The organism is Stenotrophomonas genospecies 5, assembly GCF_054473825.1.
This window is the reverse complement of record NZ_JBTMUW010000001.1, coordinates 1,526,788-1,546,843: the sequence shown is the minus strand read 5'-3', so window position 1 is coordinate 1,546,843 and position 20,056 is coordinate 1,526,788. Positions and strand designations below refer to the sequence as shown.

Below are 20,056 nucleotides of genomic sequence, written 5' to 3'. Positions count from 1 at the left end.
CGGGCCAGTCCGAGCCCCCCCTGCCAGGATGCCGGCGTCCAGACCGGCCACGCCGCTGAACCTCGTCTGCTGTCAATGCCTTGTCCGGCTCCGTCGCGGATTGCCAGAATGGGGTCTTCCCGTAACGCGGCACAGACCTGAAGCAATGCACGACGCCAAGAACGCCCAGAGCGCGCTCGCCCAGCAGATCGCCCAGACCATCGCCGAGGAAATCGGTGCCCAGCCCAGCCAGGTGCGCGCCGCGGTCGGCCTGCTTGACGAAGGTGCCAGCGTTCCGTTCATCGCCCGCTACCGCAAGGAAGTGACCGGTGGCCTGGACGACACCCAGCTGCGCAATCTCGAAGTGCGCCTCACCTACCTGCGCGAACTGGAAGACCGCCGTGCGGCGGTGCTGGCCAGCATCGACGAGCAGGGCAAGCTCAGCGACGAACTGCGCAACGACATCCTCGCCGCCGATACCAAGAGCCGGCTGGAAGACCTGTACCTGCCGTACAAGCCCAAGCGCCGTACCCGTGCGCAGATTGCCCGCGAGGCCGGCCTGGAGCCGCTGGCCGATGGACTGCTCGCCGATCCGACGCAGGACCCTCAGGCCTTCGCGGCCAGCTTTGTCGATGCTGACAAGGGCGTGGCCGATAGCAAGGCGGCGCTGGAGGGCGCGCGGGCGATCCTGATGGAGCGCTGGGGGGAAGATGCCGCGCTGGTGGGCGAACTGCGCACCTGGCTGGGCGAACACGGCGTGATCCGCGCCCGCGTGGCCGAGGGCAAGGAGACCGAGGGCGCCAAGTACCGCGACTATTTCGAGCACGCCGAAGCCTTGGCGAAAATTCCCTCGCATCGCCTGCTGGCGCTGTTCCGCGCGCGTCGCGAGGAGATCCTGTACCTGGAGCTGGACCCGGGCAGCGATGCCGAGGCAGGCCATCAGTACGCAGAGGGGCGCGTGGCCCGCAAGGCCGGCATCGCCGACCAGGGCCGTGCCGCCGACCGCTGGCTGCTCGATGCCTGCCGCCTGACCTGGCGTGCCAAGCTGCACATGCACCTGCTGCTGGATCTGTTCAACCAGGCCCGCGAAAAGGCCGAAGCGGACGCGATCACCGTGTTCGGTGACAACCTGAAGGATCTGCTGCTGGCTGCGCCGGCGGGCCCGAAGACCGTGCTTGGGCTGGATCCAGGCATCCGCACCGGCTGCAAGATCGCAGTGGTCGATGCCACCGGCAAGCTGGTCGCCACCGAGACGATCTATCCGCACGAGCCCCGGCGCCAGTGGGAGCAGTCGCTGCAGACGATCAGGCAGCTGTGTACCCGGTACAACGTGGAACTGATCGCGATCGGCAACGGCACCGCCAGCCGCGAGACCGACAAGCTGGCCGGCGAAGCGATCAAGGCGGTCGGCAATCCGAAGCTGCAGAAGGTGGTGGTCAGTGAGGCCGGTGCTTCGGTGTACTCGGCTTCCGAGCTCGCAGCCAGGGAGTTCCCGGACCTGGACGTGTCGCTGCGCGGCGCGGTGTCGATCGCGCGCCGCCTGCAGGATCCGTTGGCCGAGCTGGTCAAGATCGAACCGAAGGCCATCGGCGTGGGCCAGTATCAGCATGACGTCGATCAGTACCGCCTGGCGCGCGCACTGGACGCACGCGTGGAGGACTGCGTGAACGCGGTCGGGGTGTACGTGAACACCGCCTCGGCCGCGCTGTTGTCGCGCGTGTCCGGCCTGTCGGCGACGGTGGCCGAGAACATCGTGCGCCATCGCGATGACAATGGTCCGTTCAAGCGCCGCAAGGACCTGCTGAAAGTCGCCCGGCTGGGTGAGAAGACCTTCGAGCAGTGTGCCGGCTTCCTGCGCATTGCCGACGGCGACGAGCCGCTGGACGCGTCCGCCGTGCATCCGGAAGCCTATCCGGTGGTCGAACGCATCGTCGCCAGTACCCAGCGCCCGATCAAGGCGTTGATCGGCGATGGCAGCTTCCTGCGTGGGCTGAAGGCCGAGCAGTTCACCGATGCGACCTTCGGCGTGCCGACGGTGCGCGACATCCTCAGGGAGCTGGAAAAGCCCGGCCGTGACCCGCGCCCGGAGTTCAAGGCCGCACGTTTCGCCGAGGGCGTGGAAGACATCAAGGACCTGCGCGAGGGCATGGTGCTGGAAGGCGTGGTCAGCAACGTCGCCGCGTTTGGTGCCTTTGTCGATATCGGCGTGCACCAGGACGGCCTGATCCACATTTCGGCGCTCTCCGACACCTTCGTGAAGGACCCGCGCGACGTGGTCAAGGCTGGCGATATCGTCAAGGTGAAGGTGCTTGAGGTGGATGTGCCGCGCAAGCGCATCGCGCTGACCCGGCGCCTGGACGATACCCCCGGCCAGGCCACCAGCCGCCCCGGCAGCCGTGACGAGCGTGGTCAGGGACAAGGGCCGCGGCGTGACGCAGTCGGGCCGGGCCGGAGCCCGGGACGGAGCCAGGGCAACGGCGGTCGGCCCGCCCCCTCGGCAGCCCCGGCCAACAACGCACTGGCTGAAGCCTTCGCCCGCGCCAAGCGCAGTTGAGGAGCGTGTCCCCCGTCACGGTTGAACCGGGGCGGGGGACTTGTCGATTTTCCCCGTGATTGCGCACACTTGCGCATCTGGGGAGGCGTGTGGCCGACCCGCTGTCGCTGGGGAGGACCATGACGCCAGCACGCCCCGTCCGATTCCGTGACAGCTGCAGCGGATTGCTGCGGCCCGTGCACGCCTGCGCGGGACGGAGAAGGGCTTGATGGCGGGTCAGGGCAACAACAGCAACGATCTGCTCGAACGCCGTCTGCATGCGCTGGCCGAAGAGCGTCGGCGGCTTGCGATGATCATCGAAGGCACCGCTGCCGGCACCTGGGAGTGGAACGTGCAGACCGGCGAAATGCGGGTCAACGCGCGCTGGGCCGAAATCGTCGGCTACCGGCTGGAAGAGCTGGAGCCGATCTGCCAGAAGACCTTCGCGGCACTGGTGCATCCGGACGACATCGCGCTGTCGGACACCGCGCTGCAGGAGCATTTCGACGGGCGCAGCGACAACTACGCCTGCCTGGTGCGCATGCGCCACAAGAACGGCCAGTGGATCTGGGTCCATGACCGCGGTCGCGTGTTCGAATGGGACGGTCAGGGGCGGCCGCTGTGGATGGCGGGTGCCCACGCCGACGTCACCGAGCTGCAGCAGGCACGACAGGACGCGGCCGAGAGCCGCCAGCGCCTGCAGTCGGTGGTGGACGCCTCCGACGACGTCGCGGTGATCGCGACCGATACCAATGGCACCATCACCCTGTTCAACACGGGGGCGCAGCGCCTGCTGGGTTACAGCGCCGCCGAGGTGGTCGGCCTGCGGCGGCTGGATGCCTTCCATGAGCCGGATGAGCTGAAGGCCTGGCTGCAACCGCTGGCCGACCCGCAGGGTCACCTGCCGGATGTGTTCGAGGCCCTCAGTGCGCATGCCGAAGGGCAGACCTATTCGCGGCGATGGACGCTGCTGCGCAAGGATGGCCGGCAACGCCAGGTGCGGCTTTCGATCAGCCGCATGGACGGCGCCGATGGCACGCGCATCGGCTATGTCGGCATGGCCATCGATATCACCGAGATCCTGCAGGCACGTGCGGAAGCACGCATGGCGGCGGAGAAGTTCGCAGGCGCCTTCACCTCGGCTGCGCTCGGCATGGCGCTGGTTTCGCTGGAAGGGCGCTGGCTGGATGTCAATGACGCGCTGTGCCGCATCCTGGGCTATGCGCGCGAGGAGCTGCTGCAGGTCGATTTCCAGCGGCTGACCCATCCGGACGATCTGCAGGCCGATCTGGCCCTGGTGCAGGACCTGCTGGCAGGCCGGTGCAGCCATTACCACCTGGAGAAGCGCTTTCTCGATCGCAACGGCAGGGTGATCTGGACGCGGCTGTCGGTATCGCTGGTGCGCAACGAACGCGGTGAGCCGGTGCATTTCGTCTCGCAGATCCAGGACATCAGCGCACAACGCAGCAGTGAACAGCGCCTGTTTGAAAGCGAGCAGCGCAGCCGCATCACCCTCGACGCCGTCGCCGACCTGGTGCTGAGCGTCAGCCTGGAGGGCCGCATCGAATATGCCAATGCCGCTGCCGTGCGCATGCTGGCCGGCGACGGCGCACAGGCGCTGGCCGGCTACAGGGTGCAGGACGTGCTGCAACTGACCACCGAGTACGCCCCCGGCTCGATGCTGGACGTGGCCGTACTGCTGGACCCGGAAAGCAACGCGGTCGACCTGCATGCCGACCTGCTGCTGCGGCTGGGCACGGCGACGGTGCCGGTGGACCTGACCCGCGCCTGGCTGCGCGACGATGAGGGCCATGTGCGCGGTGCGGTGTGGGTGCTGCGCGACGATACCCAGCAGCGTGCACGGCAGCGCGAAGCGCGCCAGCTGGCGGAGATCGATCCGCTGACCGAACTGAGCAACCGGCGGGGGTTCGAAGTCCATCTGCAGCAGGCCATCACCCGGGTCGAGCGGACAGGCCAGGCGGCATCGCTGATGTACATCGACCTGGACCGCTTCAAGCCGGTCAACGACACCTGGGGCCACCTGGCCGGCGATGCGGTGCTGTGGGCGGTGGCCAGCGTGCTGCGCCACGGCGTGCGCGATTCGGACGTGGTGGCCCGGCTGGGCGGGGACGAGTTCGCGGTGATCCTGTCCGGCTGCACGCCGCGCCGCGCGGCGCGGATCGGCGGCGAACTGCTGCAGACCCTGGCCAGCCTCTCCATTCCCTGGGACCAGCACCGCCTGCGGGTGGGCGCCAGCATCGGTATCGCACCGCTGCTGGGCGGCATGGGGGTGGACCAGGCCGTGGCTGCGGCCGATGCGCAGTGCTACAGGGCCAAGGCAATGGGACGCAACAACGTGCAGGTGCAGGGGGAAGCCGGCGAATGGCCGGCTGAGGGCGTGGACAGCGACGCCGGTGGCGGCTGATCTCAGTCTGTGAGAGGGCGGCCGCGAATACTGCGCGCACACCCACCCCGTTGGAGAACGACATGCGTTTCTGGACCCCGGATGCCCTGCGTGCCTTCGCGCCGGCGATGGTCGGCTGGTGGCTGGCGGTAGCCGCCTGCCTGCGTTTGGAGCAACTGCACGGCGATGCCCGGGCGCAGGCGCTGCTGCCCACCCTGCAGGGCGGCGTGGTGGTGCTGCTGATACTGACCCTAGGTGCGATCGTGGTCGCCTGCGTGCTGCTGTGGCGGTCACGGCGCGGCGATGCGCCGGCCCCCTGCTAGCCCTGTGGCTCAGTCCAGCACGCTGTTGGCATCAACCAGCCGCACGTCGTGCATCTGGTTGAGGTAGGCCTCGTAGTAGCCCTTGTGCGAGGCGCCGACGAGGGTCAGCATGCGGGTGCCCGGGTGCTGGCCCAGCACCTCGCGCATGTTGGCGACCATGCGCAGGTTGCGGGTTTCCCAGTAGCCGACATAGCGGCGGCCGAAGCCTTCTGGTGATGGTTCGACCAGGGCTGCGCCGAAATCGCTGTCGTAGACCCGGGCGACGGTGTCGGGCGCGTTGTAGTTCCGATAGAGCGCCAGCAGGCCGTCCGTGCTGCCGAGTTCGGCGTACAGGGCCGTATCGGCGGCCCGTCGTGCCTGGGTGGCGGGATTGTCCCAGGCCTTCATGACGGCTTCGCCAGCCGCCTTCTCCAGTGCCGCTGGCGTGGGCGAATCAGCGGTGTGGTCATCGACTGCCCACAGGCGTTCCAGGCCCAGGCGTGCGGCAAGCTCGGCCGCGATCAGGCTGACTTCGTTGCGTCGCGAGGCGCGTTTGTCGAGGAACTGCACCAGTTGCGGTGACAGGCTGTCTGCGGCGCGACGCTCCTGCGCCGGCAGGCGCAGCCACTGCACCAGCGCAGAGCCGTTCTCACCTGCGGCCAGGAACAGTGCGGCCAGCCGGCGACGCTGTGCGTGCGTCGGTGTGGCGGGCCATGCCGCCAGCACGCGATCGACTTCGGCATTGGCCGCTGGAACATCCAGACCGGTGGCGGCCTGGGCAGGTGCAGGATCGACGCAGTAACTTTCCACGCTCTCGGCATAGCGGGCGGGATTGCGGCGCATGAAATCGCATTGCAGTCCGGACAGGTTCTCCACGGCGATCGCCGTTGGCCGCCATGCCTGCAGGCGCTGCAGCAGCGGCTCCAGCATTGCCGGCTGGAAGGTCGGGGGCAGGTCGGACAGGTGCGGTGAACCCAGCACCAGCACTTCGTTGACGCGGCCGGCGGGCGGGCCCTTGAGCTGTGCGGGATTGAAACTCGGCCGATAGCCTGCATCGGCGGCCAGCGCGCCGCTGCTGCACAGGCCGAGGGCGAAAAGAGCAGCCAGGCGTGAAAACATGCGATCTCCGTGTCGATGGACGGTCCGTGGTGGGCGCATCCTTGCCTGTCCACCCCCTTGCCGACAGCCCCGATGGTCATGGCAACCTTTTCGTTGCAGGCTGCATCGAGGGCGCCGTCAGGCGCTGCAGGGGGGGAGGGGGCTGGACAGGGCCCGCTGCGGAGGGGCCTAAAGCCCGGAACGGAGGTGCCGATAACCTCACTGGATCCCGCTCCCGTCACCCGCTGCAGGACCCCCAGGCTGCCCCGTCGGGCGGCCCGCGCAGTGTGTTCCGCCGCTCCCGGATACCGATCGCACCCGCCCCCAGATGTTCTTGCCCGTTGCTCGAGAGGTGCCTGCCGGCACCTGTAGTCCAAGCAATTGATGTTGCCGTCGGGCATCCCGCTTGACGGATCGCAGCCGCTTACCGGACACCGAGGATCAGACAATGCTCATTCCAGGCCTCACGGCGGGCGCGCAGGCGCCGGCCGAGCTGCACACCCGTTGGTCGCCGTTGCGTTCCCTGCTGGGGGCGCTGGCGGGACAGCCTCGGCCCGGCAGGGTCGACACCGACCGCGGTCATGCCGAGCTGGCCGCCCAGGTGGCCGCACTGCATCGCGTGCAGGCGGTGATCGAATTCGATCTGGATGGCACCATCCTGCAGGCCAACGACAACTTCCTGCAGGCGGTGGGCTATCGTCTGGACGAAATCCAGGGCCGGCATCATTCGCTGTTCGTCGATCCCGATCAGGCGTCCAGCGCCGAGTATCGGGACTTCTGGGCCCGGCTGGGACGTGGCGAGTTCGACGCCGGACAGTACCGACGGCTGGGCAAGGGCGGGCGCGAAATCTGGATCCAGGCCTCCTACAACCCGGTGCTGGACCCGCAGGGCCGGCCCTTCAAGGTCGTCAAGTTCGCGACCGACATCACCGCGCAGAAGCTGCAGGCCGCCGACTCGGCGGGGCAGCTTGCCGCCATCGACAAGTCGCAGGCGGTGATCGAGTTCAGCCTGGACGGGCACATTCTCTCGGCGAACGCCAACTTCCTCGCCGCCACCGGCTACAGCCTGGAAGAGGTGCGCGGCCAACACCATGCGCTGTTCGTGGAGCCCGAACTTCGCGACAGCGCCGAGTACCGCCGGCTCTGGGAAAAGCTCGGGCGCGGCGAGTACGACGCCGGGCAGTATCGGCGGCTCGGCAAGGGCGGCCGCGAGATCTGGATCCAGGCCTCCTACAACCCCATCCTGGATGGCAACGGCAGGCCGTTCAAGGTCGTCAAATACGCTACCGACATCACCGCGCAGGTGCATGAGAACCAGGCCATGCAGCGTGCGGTGGCGCAGACCCGGGAGGTCGTGGCGGCGGCCAAGCAGGGCGACCTGACCCGAACCGTCGCCATTGCCGACAAGAGTGGCCCCATCGCCGAGCTGTGCGATGGCGTCAACGCGCTGGTCGAAGCCATGGCCGGCATCATCGGCCAGATCAAGTTCGCTGCCGATACCATCGCGGTCGGCGCGACCGAAATCGCGCAGGGCAACAGCGACCTGTCGCAGCGCACCGAACAGCAGGCGGCCTCGCTGGAAGAAACCGCCGTGTCCATGAAGGGCCTGGCCGATACGGTGCAGCGCACGGCGGCCAATGCGCGCCAGGCAAGCCAGCTGGCCGGCGGCGCAGCGGAGGTGGCTGCGCGTGGCGGCAGCGTGGTGCACGAGGTGGTGGCGACGATGGCCTTGATCAACGCCTCCTCGCGTCGCATCGTCGACATCATCGGGGTGATTGACGGCATCGCATTCCAGACCAACATCCTGGCGCTGAACGCTGCCGTGGAGGCGGCCCGTGCCGGCGAGCACGGCCGTGGGTTCGCGGTCGTCGCCACCGAGATCCGCGAACTTTCGCAGCGCTCGGCCAGCGCCGCCAAGGAGATCAAGCAGCTGATCGACACATCGGTGGCCAATGTCGGTGCGGGCACGGCGCAGGTGGAAAGTGCTGGCCGCACGATGGACGAGATCGTACTCAACGTGCGCAGGGTCAGTGACCTGGTCACCGAGATCAGCAGCGCCTCGCAGCAGCAGAGCGATGACATCCAGCAGATGAACCACGCGGTGGACCTGATCGACCAGGGAACCCAGCAGAACGCGGCGCTGGTCGAGGAAGCGTCCGCCGCGGCGCGCAGCATGGAAGAACAGTCGGCCCACCTGCTGCAGACCGTCGCCGGATTCCGTGTGCAGGGGGCGGCGGGCGGCGGTACCCTGCAGCATGGCGTGCCGACCCTGCGCGTGGTCTAGGCGCGCAGGGCAGGGGCCGCTGTACGTTCCGGCAAAGCCTCGCCGCGGACGCAGTTGCGGCCCGCGCGCTTGGCCCGGTACAGGGCCTGGTCCGCACGTTCGACCACGCTGTCCGGTTCCTGCCGAGCATCGGCAGCCAACCATGCCACGCCGATGCTGACGGTTACGCTGGACGGGCCGGACGGCAGCGCGGCGTCTTCGACCGCCACGCGGATGCGCTCGCCCATGGCCATCGCATGGGCCACGTCGGAGGAAGGCAGCGCAGCGATGAATTCCTCGCCGCCGTAGCGGGCGAGCAGGTCGTCACCGCGCTGCAGGCAGCCATCGATGATCGCGGCCACCGCCTGCAGGCGGCGATCGCCCTCCGGGTGTCCGTAGGTATCGTTGAGGCGCTTGAAGTGGTCGATGTCGATCATGAGCACCGCCAGGCCCAGGCCCTGGCGCCGCGCGCGCCGTTGGGCGCCCGGCAGCGATTCATCGAAACTGCGGCGGTTGCCCAGCCCGGTCAGCGGGTCGCGCCGGGCCAGCGCTGCCAGGTCGTCGCGCTGGCGCTGGATGTCCACCTGGCTCAGCACGCTGCGCAGCGCATAGCCCAGCATGGCGCCGATGAAGCCCACCGTTGCCATCGTCTGGTTCGTGCGCGCCATCAGCAATGCGACCAGCATCAGCAGAAGCGGCAGCATCAACGGCACGCTGGCCTCGACGAAACGCCGCAGGTTGCGCGGGACAGGCGGCGCGGTCCTGCGCCGCGGACTGCCGGCGATCACCGCCAGCAGCAGGAACAGGCCGCTGATGAGCAGATCTGCCCATCCGCCGTCCGGGGTCTGCGACCGATACCGGCTGACGTACTGCTCGATCAGGAAGTAGCCGAGCAGGAACAGGGTGAGGGTGCGGAAGAAGTCGCGGCGATCTGCGTTGTCCTCGGCCAGGTAGCGGATCAGCGCGAAGCTGAACAGCAGGCTGTTCTGCGTGGTGCTGATGGGGTTCAGGCCATGCGTCCACAGCGCGGTATCCAGCTGCGCAGTCGATTGCGCGTGCGTGTAGTACAGCAGCCAGAGCAGACCGATGATCGACAGGTCGACGCTGCGGACATGGCGGTTCCGGCTGTCGGCGCTGGCGGCCACGTAGGTCAGCGGGATGCGATAGAACACGTAGAGGATCAACGATGTCAGTGCGACCTGCGCCGGCCAGGCATCGGTGATGCCTGGAAACAGCAGTGGCAGCAGTGCGACCGGAAACAGGCTGACGGCGAAAGCGAAGGTCCTCCATTTGCAGGCGGCGTGGCTGTCACGCGCACGGCGCACGCATGCCATGGCCGCCAGCAGCGGCGCGGCGCTCGACATCAGGAACGAACCCACCGGATCTCCAGGGCCTGCCAGGCCGACGACGAATGCATGCGTGACCAGAAAAAACAGTGCAGCCGGCAACGTCATGCATTCCCCCGCCCCCAGGTACGGCCAGTCACGATAGGCAGATGCGCGTGCGCCTTGCAAGAATTCCGCAGCGTTGGCCTGCTGGCAACGTTGTCAGCTGCGGCGCGCACGGTGGCGGCGCTGGGCGGTCGCCGCGCGGGAGGGGCGACGCAGGTGACGGGCCGGAAATGCAGAAGGCCAGGTCGTGGACCTGGCCTTTGATGCATGGTGCCGGTGAAAGGACTCGAACCTTCATGGGGTTGCCCCCGGCTGATTTTGAGTCAGCTGCGTATACCATTCCGCCACACCGGCAGGCAGCGGGTGATTTTACCCGAGGTCGAGCGCACTTTCATAGAGGCTGCCCGGCGCGGGACGATTGCGGCCGAATCTGCCGGCATTGCCCCCGTGATCGCTATACTGCGCCGGCGTGATATGCACAGGAGCGGGAATCGATGGCGGCGTTGCAGGACCTGCGGGTACTGGTGGTCGAGAACGACGAGATGAGCGCGGCCCTGCTGCAGATGCAACTGGTGCAGGCCGGTGCACAGGTGGTGGGGCTGGCTGTGAGCGTCGGCGAAGCACTGAGGCTGCTGGAAGAAACCACGCCGGACGTGGCGCTGCTGGACTATCGCCTGGCCCACCAGGAAACCAGTGAGCCGGTCGCGGCGGCGCTGGCCGCCCGCGGCGTGCCCTTCGTGCTCGCGACCGGCATGTCGGCGGAGCAGCTGCCACAGGCCATGCAGTCGGGTGTGCTGCTGGTCAAGCCCTACCTGTCGGCGGAGCTGTCGCAGGCGCTGGCCCGCGCGGTCGGGCATTCCAGCGCCCGCGCCTGATCCAGGCGCGGTGCCCGGACGATCCGGCCGCAGTGCGTGCTCAGGCGGACTCCTCGAAGACGTAACGGATCTCCTCGCGATCGTCGAGGATGCGGTATTGGCTGGCCAGATCGCCAGGTTCCGGATTGAGCCATGCATCGAGGTGCTCGGGCCGGATCGGCACGATGCCGCGATCATGGCCGGCGGTGGAGATATCGGCCGGCGGCGTATCGGTGATGGTCGCAAATGAGAGGAGGCGTCCTTCGGGGCCGTCCCACTCGGACCAGAGGCAGGCTACCAGCAGGTCGCGGGGCGGGTCGGGGCGGAACTCAAGGACCACATCTCCCGTCCTGTCATCAGGGGCCGGTGCGCGTCCGCCAACCGCGTGCCGGGACACATGCTCGTAGAAGGCCTGGATGACGACCACGCCATGACGCTGCCCGAAAGCGCCGCGCCAGTAGCCTTCCAGGCTGTCACGGCGGGCGTTGTAACTGCCCGGATAGAGCACGTCGTTGCGCGCGGGCGCATCCGGCAGACGGCACCGGTAGCGCATCGGCTTGATCACCCGTTGCCCGTTCTCGCTCACCATCACCGGCGCGTAGGTGCCGGGGAAAATGCGGTTGTCGCGGGGCAGCAGCTGCACGCGATGCAGGTCGTCGAGCCGGGTCTGCGCGCGATCGATGCGGTTGCCGGCGATGCGCAGCTCGTTGCGCGCCTTCAGTGTGGGACGGGTGGCCAGGGCTGCGATTGCGATGTCGCGGCGTTCGCGCTGCTGGGCCAGCTCGGCTTCCAGCGTGGCCTGCTCCTGTGCATGCCACCGCTGGATGCGGGCCACGATGTCGCGGCCGAGCTCCGTGCGCGCGCCAGCGAAGCCGTCATCCATGGCCTTGGGCGTCCTGGGCTGCTTTTTGCCGGGGTCGTACGCGTACAGCGCGGCGAACTCCTCCAGCGACAGCACGGCACCGAACTCGCGCACCAGCTTGGCGTAGTCGGCCCGGATCAAAGCGGAGTAGCACATGCGATATCTGTCGGGGTGGGTCGCGGCGGCTGCGACGCGGATGCGGCAGGATAGCCTGACACTCAGGGAGATTCCGCATGAACGATCCGGCCCATTGCCATTTCCGTGAAGGCGTGCCCACGGTCGAGGCCTATTGCCAGCTCCGGGCGCTGGCCGGGCTCAGCGCCAAGACCGCCGAAGCGGCTGCACGTGCGCTGCCCAATACCCTGTTCGGTGTCTGCGCCTATCAGGGCAGTGAGCTGGTGGCGATGGGCCGGATCGTCGGCGATGGCGGCTGCCACCTGCAGGTCTGCGATATCGCCGTGCTGCCGCCGTTGCAGGGGCAGGGACTGGGCAAGGAGGTGATGCGGCGTCTGGACGAATGGATGCAGGCCAACCTTCCGCCTTCGGCCTATGTGAGCCTGCTCGCCGATGGCGAGGCACATCGGTTGTATGCGCAGTACGGATTCGCGCCGACGGCGCCAGCCTCGATCGGAATGTATCGACGCTTCTGAAAAGAAAAACCCCGGCCGAAGCCAGGGTTTTCAGAAATTGGCGTCCCCACGGGGATTCGAACCCCGGTCGCCACCGTGAAAGGGTGATGTCCTAGGCCTCTAGACGATGGGGACGCACGAAAACTTCAAGTTGTAGAACCTTCGACGGCCTGATGTCGAAAGTGGTGGAGCCAAGCGGGATCGAACCGCTGACCTCCTGCATGCCATGCAGGCGCTCTCCCAGCTGAGCTATGGCCCCATGAAACCAGGATGCCTGCCGGGAGCAGGGTCCTTTTGAAACTGGCGTCCCCACGGGGATTCGAACCCCGGTCGCCACCGTGAAAGGGTGATGTCCTAGGCCTCTAGACGATGGGGACGCACGAAAAACTTCAAGTTGTAGAACTTTCGACGGCCTAATGTCGAAAGTGGTGGAGCCAAGCGGGATCGAACCGCTGACCTCCTGCATGCCATGCAGGCGCTCTCCCAGCTGAGCTATGGCCCCGTGTTACCGAGCCGCCTATCATACCTGCGTGTTCACGTTTGTGGAAGCCTTTTGAGCTTTTTTCGTTCCGGCGCCCCGCATACGATCCGGGAGACCACCGTGACGCCACAACCTGAATGCCGGTTGGCGGTGAACAAAAAAGACCCGGTTATCGGCCGGGTCCTCGTTGTTCGTGATGAGTGGCGTCCCCACGGGGATTCGAACCCCGGTCGCCACCGTGAAAGGGTGATGTCCTAGGCCTCTAGACGATGGGGACGCAATTCTCATCAATGTTCTTTAGCGACCTTTCGACGGCCTAATGCCGAAAGATTGGTGGAGCCAAGCGGGATCGAACCGCTGACCTCCTGCATGCCATGCAGGCGCTCTCCCAGCTGAGCTATGGCCCCACGTCGCTGAGGAGCGAAATAATAGCGATGCCCCCTGGGGTTGGCAAGCATTTGTTGCACTTTTCTTCACGTCCGCGGCCGGGTGCGCCATCGTTCCGCCGGGTGCCTGGTCACTCGCCGTCTTCGGTCAGCGCCGCCAGGATCGGGCAGTGCACCAGCGCACCGTTGCCAGGGCAGGCCTCGACCAGTTGCGACAGTGCCGCATGCATGCGCTGCAGTTCGTTCATGCGCTGCTCGATGTCGCGCAGGCGCGTCCGTGCGGTGTCACGCACGCTGCCCATGTCGTGCTGGTGCTGGTCGCTCAGTGCGAGCAGTTCAGCGATCTCCTCCAGGCTGAAACCCAGCGCCTTCGCACGGCGGATGAAACGCAGGCGACGCAGGTCCTGCTCGCCGAAGATGCGGTAGCCACCGGCCGAACGTGCCGCGGTGGGCAACAGCTGCTGGCGCTCGTAGTAGCGGACCGTATCGATCGGGACGCCGGCCCGGCGCGCCAGCTGACCAATGTTCATGGCGGAATTCCTCGGGTTTCCGGTCGCCATTCTGAACCCTTGAGTCTGGTCCAGGGTCAATGCGATGTGTGAGATACGCATCCAGTGCACTTTGCAACTTTCTTCATAGCCTCGCCGATGGAGCACTTTCTACCCTGCACCTGAACCGGTCATTCGCTGGCCAGAACCGAGGAGGTGCACCGTGGAGGGAATCAGGAGCGAGGGGTTCGTTGAAGTGGGGGTGGTCGAGTACCCCGGTGGCGACCCGTCGGCAGCATCGGTACTGGCTGAAATGGCACATGTGGCCAACCGCGTGGCGCAGCAGCAGCGGCGCCCGTTCAAGCGGGTGCTGGTGACTCGCTGGATCGTGCCGGCCAGCCGCAGCGGGGTACATCGCGTCGCGGGCGCGGACATGCTGGACGCGGCCATTCCCGCGGTGATCGCGGTTCCGGGCCAGGTCAGTTCGACGGCCTCTCTTCGTACCGATGAAATCCTGCTCGACTGGCTCCGTGCGCACTACGACGGCGGCAGTCTGCTGGCGGCCGCGGCGGATGGGGTGAGCGTATTGGCCCGGGCCGGCCTGCTGGCGGGCCGGACCGTGTCGGGTCCTGATCTCAGCCGCCATCCCGGACTGGTGGCGCAGGCTGTCAGCTGGGTACCCAGCGAACGCGCACTGGTGGACGATGGTGATCTGCTGACCGTCGCAGGTGTGCAGGCATGGCGCTTTCTCGGCCTGCGACTGCTGCACCGGCTGTTCGGTCAGGGCGTGGCCAGCGCGGTGGCCACGCAGCTCGCGATCACCGTTCCGGAACCGATCCAGCAGGATCTGGAGCGCTTCAGCGCCAACTTCGCCCATGGGGACCGCGACGTGCTGAAGGCCCAGCGCTGGCTGCACACCACGGCGGCGCGCGGCGCCACGCTTGCTTCGATCTGCGAAGTGGCCGGGCTGGAGCCGCGCACTCTGCAGCGCCGCTTCCTCAGAGCGACCGGGTTGCGTCCGATCGAATACTGCCAGCGACTGCGGGTGGCCAAGGCGCAGACATTGCTGCAGCAGGGGGCGGGTATCGATGAGGTGGCCTGGGGGGTCGGCTATGCCGATCAGAGTGCGTTCCGGCGTCTGTTCCTGCGCATCGTCGGCATGACGCCGGCGAACTATCGACGTCACGTCAGCAACAAGCGCCGCGAACGCCCGCTGCTGCCCTCCGTGGCAGGGAGCCTGCGCGGATTGGCGCCGGCGCCGACGCCGGGCATTCAGATGGGGCGCAGCGCGGCTTGACGATTGACGGTCGGTCGTCGCGCTTGCATCGCAGGCGCGACGCTTCGACCATGCGGTCAGTCGATCGTTGAGTGGGTGGAATGATGTCCAGCGTTGGGCCGGTGCCGATGCCGGTCGTTCTGATTCTGATCTGTGTACTGATTGCGATGACGATCGCCCGGCTCTGGCCCGGTCGCCGTGCGCAGGGACCGCAGCCTTCGGCGGCCGGCATGGTGCTGGATATGCTGCTGGTGGGGCTGCTGTGTGGCCGCATCAGCTTCGTCGCCGTCAATGCGGCGCTGTATCGCGACTCGCCATGGAGCATTCTGCAGATCACCGATGGCGGATACCACCTGGTCGTCGTGCTGATGGCTGCGTTGGCGTGGGGATTGTGGCGGCTGCGTGGACATCCCGCGCTGCGCCGGCCGGTACTGGCAGCAGCGCTGGCAGGTACGCTGCTGTGGGGCGCAGCCACTCACGGCGTGTCCGGGTGGCAGGCGCGGCATATGCCGCTGCCCAGGCTGGAGGTGATGGACCTGCAGGGCCGTGTCATCGATCTGCAGCAGTTCCGCGGGAAACCCGTGGTCGTGAATCTATGGGCAACGTGGTGTGGTCCGTGCCGACGTGAAATGCCCGTGCTGGCAGCCGCGCAGGACGCACATGACGATGTGCGGTTCGTGTTCCTCAATCAGGGAGAAAGTCTGGACGAGGTCCAGGGTTTCATTGCCGGCGAACGCCTGCAGCTGCGCAACGTGCTGCTGGATGACGATGCTGCCGCATCTGCGGCGCTCGGGGTGCAGGCGTATCCTTCCACCCTGTTCTTCGATGCTGACGGACGCCTGCAGGAGCTGCATCTGGGTGAACTGACCATGGCAGGGCTTGAACACAAACTGCGCCGGCTGCGGTAGCCTGCGCTGGCATCCCACTATGGAGTTCCCATGTCGTTGATTTCCCTGCGCACCGTTCCTGCGGTGCTGTTGCTGCCGGCCCTGCTGGCCTTGGCCGCCTGCAGCCAGGCGCAGACGCCACCGGGCAAGGCAGGAGCTGCGCCGGCAACCGGTGCGCCGGCCTCCGCTGCCAAGGGGGATCGCCCGGCGGTCCTGAAGGGCATCGAGAAGCATGGTTTCGAGGTCGTCGCCGAGTTCGACGCACCGGGTGGGCTGCGCGGCTTTGCCGGCGTGGTCGGTGGCCAGCAGCCTGCCGCCGCTTACGTGACCGCGGACGGCAAGCACGTGGTGGTAGGCAGTCTGTTCGATGCCGAGGGTAACGATGTCGCCGCTGATGCAGTGGAAAAGCTGGTGGCCGCGCCGATGTCGGCCAAGATGTGGAGCAAGCTGGACGCCAGTGCATGGGTGCGGGATGGCAAGGCCGACGCACCGCGCGTGGTCTACACATTCAGTGATGCCAACTGCCCGTACTGCCACAAGTTCTGGGAGGCGGCACGCCCATGGGTGGATGCCGGCAAGGTGCAGCTGCGTCATGTGATGGTCGGTGTGATCCGCGAGGACAGCCCGGCCAAGGCGGCCGCGATTCTGGCCGCACGCGACCCCAGCGCGGCGCTGCTGGAGAACGAGCGCCAGTTCGACCGCGGTGGCATCAAGCCGCTGCCGAACATCAGCCGCGAGATCGCGGGGAAGCTGGATGCCAACCAGGTCCTGATGATCGAGATGGGCTTCCAGGGTACGCCGGGGATCCTGTTCCAGGATGCGCAGGGCCAGGTGCAGCGTCGCTCCGGTCTTCCACAGGGTGCCGATCTGCAGACGGTGCTGGGTCCACGCTGAAAAGCGATCCTGCATGCAGGGTGTCATCGACAGGCCCGTACGGAAACGTGCGGGCCTGCTGCGTTTGCATGGCCACGACGACGTGAACGGCTGCGCAGTGCTTGTTCGCCGTCACGTCTGAATCGTGACTGAGATCAAGCATCGTGCCTTGATTCCAATCAAGGCCAAAAACGACGTGCGCACTAGCCTGTGACGCATGAAATACAGCGATATCGCTTCTGCACTGCTGCACACGCAGGGCTCTACCCAGAGCATGCCTGCATCGCAATTCACGACACTCTCACTCTGCGCTTGCTACCCAGACTGCTCCGGTCGCTGCCTCATCGGCGGTGCGAACCTGCCGGCGACCGTCTGTCTTAATCGCAGTATCCGTATTTCCAGCAACGGCGGAGCGAAGCCAGGACGGCGCACGCGTGCGGTCCGGCATCGCGTGGCGAGTGTTCGTGCACGGGGGATGCAATGCGCATGGCAGTACTGACTCTTGCCTGCCTGGCCGCGCTGGCCGCTGCGCCGCTGCAGGCGCAGGCGGTTGCCGACGACGACGCGCAGGCGCTGCGCCGTGAGATTGCGGCGATGCGACAGGCCCTGGAAGGCATGCAGCAACGCCTGGACCAGCTCGAGCGGCATGATGCGGGCGTCGCGCCTGCTGCTACGGCTACGCCCGTGTCCCCAGCTCCGGCGACGACGGCCGCCACATTGCAGCCCACCCGCGTGCCCGGCGTGGCGCAACCGGTGCTGCCGGCGCGCGAATCAGTGGCGGACCCGTCGACGGCCGCCTCGCGTCCAGACAACGCTGCCAGCCCCACCGACGCGGATCTGAAAGGCTTCTTCGCCATCCCCGGAACCGACACGGTCATCCGCATCGGCGGCTATGCCAAGCTCGATGCCATCGCCGACTCGCGCCGGGCGGGGGACGAGGACCAGTTCATCCCTTCATCGATGCCGGTAGGGGACAGCCATCGCGATGTTTCCAACTTCAACATCCACGCCAAGCAGACGCGGTTCAGCTTCGAGGCGCGCCGGCCGACCACGCACGGCAACCTGCGCTTCTATCTGGAGAATGATTTCTTCGGCAGCAGCGACGGATACCAGTTCCGCCTGCGCCACGCCTATGGGCAGCTTGGCAATACCTATGCCGGCTATGGCTACTCCAGCTTCATGGATGCCGACAGCCTGCCCGATACGCTGGATTTCGCAGGCCCGGGAGGCGCTGGCTACCTGCTGGTGGCCGGCATCCACCACAGTTTCGCGCTGGGCAAGGGAAGCACGCTGACGATCGCCGCCGAAGACCCGGAGACGGAACTGGCCGGGGCCAGCGAGACGCTGGCGGCGGTGAACCGGCTGCCGGATGTCACGGTAACCGCGCGCATGGAGCGCGATTGGGGCCACCTGCAGATGGGTGCGGTGGCCCGCAGTCTGGCCTATGACGGCCAGGACCAGCGCGACCGGCGCATCGCCGGCGGCCTGCAGCTCAGCGGTTCTGCTTCCGTGGGCGCGCGCGACCTGCTGCTGTTCGGCGTGCTGGGCGGCCGCGGCCTGAGCCGCTACACCGCTGATCTGACCGGCTCCGGCCTGGATGCCGTGGTGGATGCGGACGGTCGCCTGGAGGCACTGGATCTGCACGGCGGCTTCGTCGGTTACACCCATTACTGGTCCGATCTGTGGCGCTCGAATCTGATTTTCGGACAGCTCACGCTGGAGCGGAACGCCGCTCTTGCCAGTGACGCGTTCCGGCAAAGCCGTTACGGCGTCTTCAACCTGATCTGGAGCCCCGCGCCCTCGTGGACGATGGGCATGGAGCTGCTTTACGGCCGCCTGCAGCAGCAGGACGGTGCACGCGGCGACACAGTAAGAGTGCAGGGCAGCCTGCAGTACAACTTCATCAAATAGGCGCCAGCGGCAGCACGCCAGCGCAGCCAACCCCCATGCCCGGCGCAACCGGGCTGATGCCGGTACAGGAGATTGTCATGGCAGAAGCAAAGAAGATCGGGGTGGTGGGAGCCACCTTCCTCGTCGCGGGCAACATGATGGGCTCAGGCGTATTCCTGTTGCCCTCCAGCCTGGCCAAGATCGGTACCGCCTCGATCTGGGGCTGGCTGATCACCACGGCGGGTGCGCTGCTGTTGGCGTTCGTGTTCGCCAAACTGGGCAAGCTGGCCCCGAAGGCCGGCGGCCCCTATGCCTATGCGCGCGACTGGTTCGGCCCCTACATGGGCTTCCAGACCAATACCATCTACTGGTTCGCCAACTGGATCGGCAATGTCGCCATCCCGATCGCGGCGGTGGGTTACTTCAGCTACTTCTTCCCGATCCTGTCCGAGCCGCTGGTGCGCTGCATCGCGGTCCTGGTGCTGGTGTGGGCGCTGAGTTTCGCCAATGTGATCGGTCCGGCCTTCGTCAGCCGCGTGCAGACCGTCACCACCAGCTTCGCGCTGGTGCCGATCCTGGGCATCGCCATCTTCGGCTGGTTCTTCTTCGATGCCGACATCTTCAAAGGGGCCTACAACGTCTCCGGTGAATCCAACTTCGGTGCGATCTCCAGTGCAGCCGCGCTGACGCTGTGGGCGTTCATCGGCGTGGAGTCAGCGTCGGTGACCGCCGGCGTGGTCGAGAACCCGGAGAAGAATGTCGCGCGCGCTACGCTGGCCGGCGTGTTCCTTGCGGCCATCGCCTACATCGCCAGTTCGTCGGTGATCATGGGCATGGTCCCCAACGGTGAACTGCAGACTTCGGACGCGCCGTTCGCCTTGGCGGCGGCCAAGGCCGTGGGGGGGTGGGGCGGTGCGCTGGTCAGCCTGTGCGCGTTCATCGGTGCGGCCGGCTCGCTCGGTGGCTGGATCCTGCTGACCGCACAGAGCGCGAAGGCCGCATCGGATGATGGCCTGTTCCCGAGCATCTTCAGCAAAACCAACAAGGATGACGTGCCGGTCAAGGGCGTGCTGATCGTGGCGGTGCTGATGACGCTGGCCGTGCTGGTCACTTCCACCTCGGAAACGGCATCCGCGCAGTTCGATGTGATCACCTCGGCCGCGGTGGTGCTGACCCTGCTGCCCTACATCTATTCCTGCGTGGCCTGCTACTTCGTGGTCGAACGCTCGCACACCCTGGTGCATACCGGCGCGTTCTGGACCTTGACCAGCCTCACCGTCGTGTACTGCCTGTGGGCGATCTATGGCTCGTCGGGAACGATCGTGCAGTACGCCTTCCTGTTCGTCCTGTTCATCACCGTGTTCTATCCCTTCTTCAGCGAGGAGCGCCGCCAGCAGCGGCAGCGTGCCCGCGAGGCGGCGGCGATTTCTGCCGGCGCGCAGCATTCCTGATTCGGACAA

The 20,056-nt window shown here is 66.8% G+C and carries 15 protein-coding genes and 7 tRNA genes; 11 read left to right on the top strand and 11 right to left on the bottom strand.

Going from position 1 to position 20,056, the window contains the following annotated elements:
- Positions 1–145: 145 nt before the first annotated feature.
- The 3 genes from ACX9OW_RS07020 to ACX9OW_RS07010 all read left to right on the top strand — a co-directional run bounded on the left by ACX9OW_RS07020 (position 146) and on the right by ACX9OW_RS07010 (position 5,239).
- Complete coding sequence (locus tag ACX9OW_RS07020) at positions 146–2,533, top strand: Tex family protein (RefSeq protein ID WP_445394348.1); 2,388 nt, start codon at positions 146–148, stop codon at positions 2,531–2,533.
- Between the two features lie 208 nt (positions 2,534–2,741).
- Positions 2,742–4,937 (top strand): PAS domain S-box protein, encoded by a 2,196-nt coding sequence (locus ACX9OW_RS07015; protein ID WP_445394349.1) that lies wholly within the window; start codon positions 2,742–2,744, stop codon positions 4,935–4,937.
- A 62-nt stretch (positions 4,938–4,999) separates the two neighbouring features.
- Positions 5,000–5,239, top strand: coding sequence for a hypothetical protein (locus ACX9OW_RS07010; RefSeq protein ID WP_128990489.1), 240 nt, complete (start codon positions 5,000–5,002; stop codon positions 5,237–5,239).
- A 9-nt stretch (positions 5,240–5,248) separates the two neighbouring features.
- Here the strand turns inward: ACX9OW_RS07010 and ACX9OW_RS07005 are convergent, their stop codons facing one another.
- Positions 5,249–6,337: a DUF5694 domain-containing protein gene (locus ACX9OW_RS07005; RefSeq protein ID WP_197571903.1), complete on the bottom strand. Its 1,089-nt coding sequence runs from the start codon at positions 6,335–6,337 to the stop codon at positions 5,249–5,251.
- 427 nt (positions 6,338–6,764) lie between these two features.
- On the opposite strand from ACX9OW_RS07005, the gene ACX9OW_RS07000 reads away from it, so the two are divergent.
- Positions 6,765–8,600: a methyl-accepting chemotaxis protein gene (locus tag ACX9OW_RS07000; RefSeq protein WP_459062110.1), complete on the top strand. Its 1,836-nt coding sequence runs from the start codon at positions 6,765–6,767 to the stop codon at positions 8,598–8,600.
- On the opposite strand, the gene ACX9OW_RS06995 is transcribed toward ACX9OW_RS07000, so the two are convergent.
- Positions 8,597–10,033: a GGDEF domain-containing protein gene (locus ACX9OW_RS06995; RefSeq protein ID WP_445394350.1), complete on the bottom strand. Its 1,437-nt coding sequence runs from the start codon at positions 10,031–10,033 to the stop codon at positions 8,597–8,599. The genes ACX9OW_RS07000 and ACX9OW_RS06995 overlap by 4 nt on opposite strands.
- Before the next feature lie 205 nt (positions 10,034–10,238).
- Positions 10,239–10,324 (bottom strand) — tRNA-Leu (locus ACX9OW_RS06990).
- A 140-nt stretch (positions 10,325–10,464) separates the two neighbouring features.
- Here ACX9OW_RS06990 and ACX9OW_RS06985 point away from each other — a divergent pair.
- Entirely contained in the window at positions 10,465–10,845 is a 381-nt protein-coding gene (locus ACX9OW_RS06985; RefSeq protein WP_459062109.1) for a response regulator, read from the top strand.
- Positions 10,846–10,885: 40 nt separating this feature from the next.
- Here ACX9OW_RS06985 and ACX9OW_RS06980 read toward each other — a convergent pair whose 3' ends face one another.
- Positions 10,886–11,842: an SOS response-associated peptidase family protein gene (locus tag ACX9OW_RS06980; protein ID WP_459062108.1), complete on the bottom strand. Its 957-nt coding sequence runs from the start codon at positions 11,840–11,842 to the stop codon at positions 10,886–10,888.
- Between the two features lie 77 nt (positions 11,843–11,919).
- Between ACX9OW_RS06980 and ACX9OW_RS06975 the strand changes: the two genes are divergently transcribed.
- Positions 11,920–12,336, top strand: a complete 417-nt coding sequence (locus ACX9OW_RS06975; protein ID WP_065182734.1) for a GNAT family N-acetyltransferase — start codon at positions 11,920–11,922, stop codon at positions 12,334–12,336.
- A gap of 38 nt (positions 12,337–12,374) precedes the next feature.
- Here the strand turns inward: ACX9OW_RS06975 and ACX9OW_RS06970 are convergent.
- From ACX9OW_RS06970 to ACX9OW_RS06940, 7 genes are all read right to left on the bottom strand, one after another.
- A tRNA-Glu gene (locus ACX9OW_RS06970) sits at positions 12,375–12,450 on the bottom strand.
- 48 nt (positions 12,451–12,498) lie between these two features.
- Positions 12,499–12,574 (bottom strand) — tRNA-Ala (locus ACX9OW_RS06965).
- A 42-nt stretch (positions 12,575–12,616) separates the two neighbouring features.
- Positions 12,617–12,692: transfer RNA gene (locus ACX9OW_RS06960), tRNA-Glu, on the bottom strand.
- Positions 12,693–12,741: 49 nt separating this feature from the next.
- Positions 12,742–12,817: transfer RNA gene (locus tag ACX9OW_RS06955), tRNA-Ala, on the bottom strand.
- A 180-nt stretch (positions 12,818–12,997) separates the two neighbouring features.
- Positions 12,998–13,073, bottom strand: a tRNA-Glu gene (locus tag ACX9OW_RS06950).
- A gap of 54 nt (positions 13,074–13,127) precedes the next feature.
- Positions 13,128–13,203: transfer RNA gene (locus ACX9OW_RS06945), tRNA-Ala, on the bottom strand.
- 110 nt (positions 13,204–13,313) lie between these two features.
- Positions 13,314–13,712, bottom strand: coding sequence for a MerR family transcriptional regulator (locus ACX9OW_RS06940; RefSeq protein WP_459062107.1), 399 nt, complete (start codon positions 13,710–13,712; stop codon positions 13,314–13,316).
- Between the two features lie 181 nt (positions 13,713–13,893).
- On the opposite strand from ACX9OW_RS06940, the gene ACX9OW_RS06935 reads away from it, so the two are divergent.
- From ACX9OW_RS06935 to adiC, 5 genes are all read left to right on the top strand, one after another.
- Positions 13,894–14,967: a GlxA family transcriptional regulator gene (locus ACX9OW_RS06935; protein ID WP_164151882.1), complete on the top strand. Its 1,074-nt coding sequence runs from the start codon at positions 13,894–13,896 to the stop codon at positions 14,965–14,967.
- A gap of 83 nt (positions 14,968–15,050) precedes the next feature.
- On the top strand, positions 15,051–15,854 hold the full coding sequence (locus tag ACX9OW_RS06930; RefSeq protein ID WP_459062468.1) for a redoxin family protein: 804 nt from the start codon (positions 15,051–15,053) through the stop codon (positions 15,852–15,854).
- 30 nt (positions 15,855–15,884) lie between these two features.
- Positions 15,885–16,727 (top strand): thiol:disulfide interchange protein DsbG, encoded by an 843-nt coding sequence (dsbG, locus tag ACX9OW_RS06925; protein WP_065182736.1) that lies wholly within the window; start codon positions 15,885–15,887, stop codon positions 16,725–16,727.
- Between the two features lie 459 nt (positions 16,728–17,186).
- Positions 17,187–18,617 carry a DcaP family trimeric outer membrane transporter gene (locus ACX9OW_RS06920; protein WP_459062106.1) on the top strand — a complete coding sequence of 477 codons (1,431 nt, stop codon included), beginning with the start codon at positions 17,187–17,189 and terminating at the stop codon, positions 18,615–18,617.
- 77 nt (positions 18,618–18,694) lie between these two features.
- Positions 18,695–20,047 (top strand): arginine/agmatine antiporter, encoded by a 1,353-nt coding sequence (gene adiC / locus ACX9OW_RS06915; RefSeq protein WP_053517667.1) that lies wholly within the window; start codon positions 18,695–18,697, stop codon positions 20,045–20,047.
- The last annotated feature ends 9 nt before the right edge of the window (positions 20,048–20,056 follow it).

What these genes read in the sequence shown, in the direction of transcription:
- ACX9OW_RS07020 (WP_445394348.1), top strand. Translation starts at nt 146, where the DNA reads ATGCACGACGCCAAGAACGCCCAGAGCGCGCTCGCCCAGCAGATCGCC.
- ACX9OW_RS07015 (WP_445394349.1), top strand. Translation starts at nt 2,742, where the DNA reads ATGGCGGGTCAGGGCAACAACAGCAACGATCTGCTCGAACGCCGTCTG.
- ACX9OW_RS07010 (WP_128990489.1), top strand. Translation starts at nt 5,000, where the DNA reads ATGCGTTTCTGGACCCCGGATGCCCTGCGTGCCTTCGCGCCGGCGATG.
- ACX9OW_RS07005 (WP_197571903.1), bottom strand. Translation starts at nt 6,337, where the DNA reads ATGTTTTCACGCCTGGCTGCTCTTTTCGCCCTCGGCCTGTGCAGCAGC.
- ACX9OW_RS07000 (WP_459062110.1), top strand. Translation starts at nt 6,765, where the DNA reads ATGCTCATTCCAGGCCTCACGGCGGGCGCGCAGGCGCCGGCCGAGCTG.
- ACX9OW_RS06995 (WP_445394350.1), bottom strand. Translation starts at nt 10,033, where the DNA reads ATGACGTTGCCGGCTGCACTGTTTTTTCTGGTCACGCATGCATTCGTC.
- ACX9OW_RS06985 (WP_459062109.1), top strand. Translation starts at nt 10,465, where the DNA reads ATGGCGGCGTTGCAGGACCTGCGGGTACTGGTGGTCGAGAACGACGAG.
- ACX9OW_RS06980 (WP_459062108.1), bottom strand. Translation starts at nt 11,842, where the DNA reads ATGTGCTACTCCGCTTTGATCCGGGCCGACTACGCCAAGCTGGTGCGC.
- ACX9OW_RS06975 (WP_065182734.1), top strand. Translation starts at nt 11,920, where the DNA reads ATGAACGATCCGGCCCATTGCCATTTCCGTGAAGGCGTGCCCACGGTC.
- ACX9OW_RS06940 (WP_459062107.1), bottom strand. Translation starts at nt 13,712, where the DNA reads ATGAACATTGGTCAGCTGGCGCGCCGGGCCGGCGTCCCGATCGATACG.
- ACX9OW_RS06930 (WP_459062468.1), top strand. Translation starts at nt 15,051, where the DNA reads ATGTCCAGCGTTGGGCCGGTGCCGATGCCGGTCGTTCTGATTCTGATC.
- dsbG (WP_065182736.1), top strand. Translation starts at nt 15,885, where the DNA reads ATGTCGTTGATTTCCCTGCGCACCGTTCCTGCGGTGCTGTTGCTGCCG.
- ACX9OW_RS06920 (WP_459062106.1), top strand. Translation starts at nt 17,187, where the DNA reads ATGCGCATGGCAGTACTGACTCTTGCCTGCCTGGCCGCGCTGGCCGCT.
- adiC (WP_053517667.1), top strand. Translation starts at nt 18,695, where the DNA reads ATGGCAGAAGCAAAGAAGATCGGGGTGGTGGGAGCCACCTTCCTCGTC.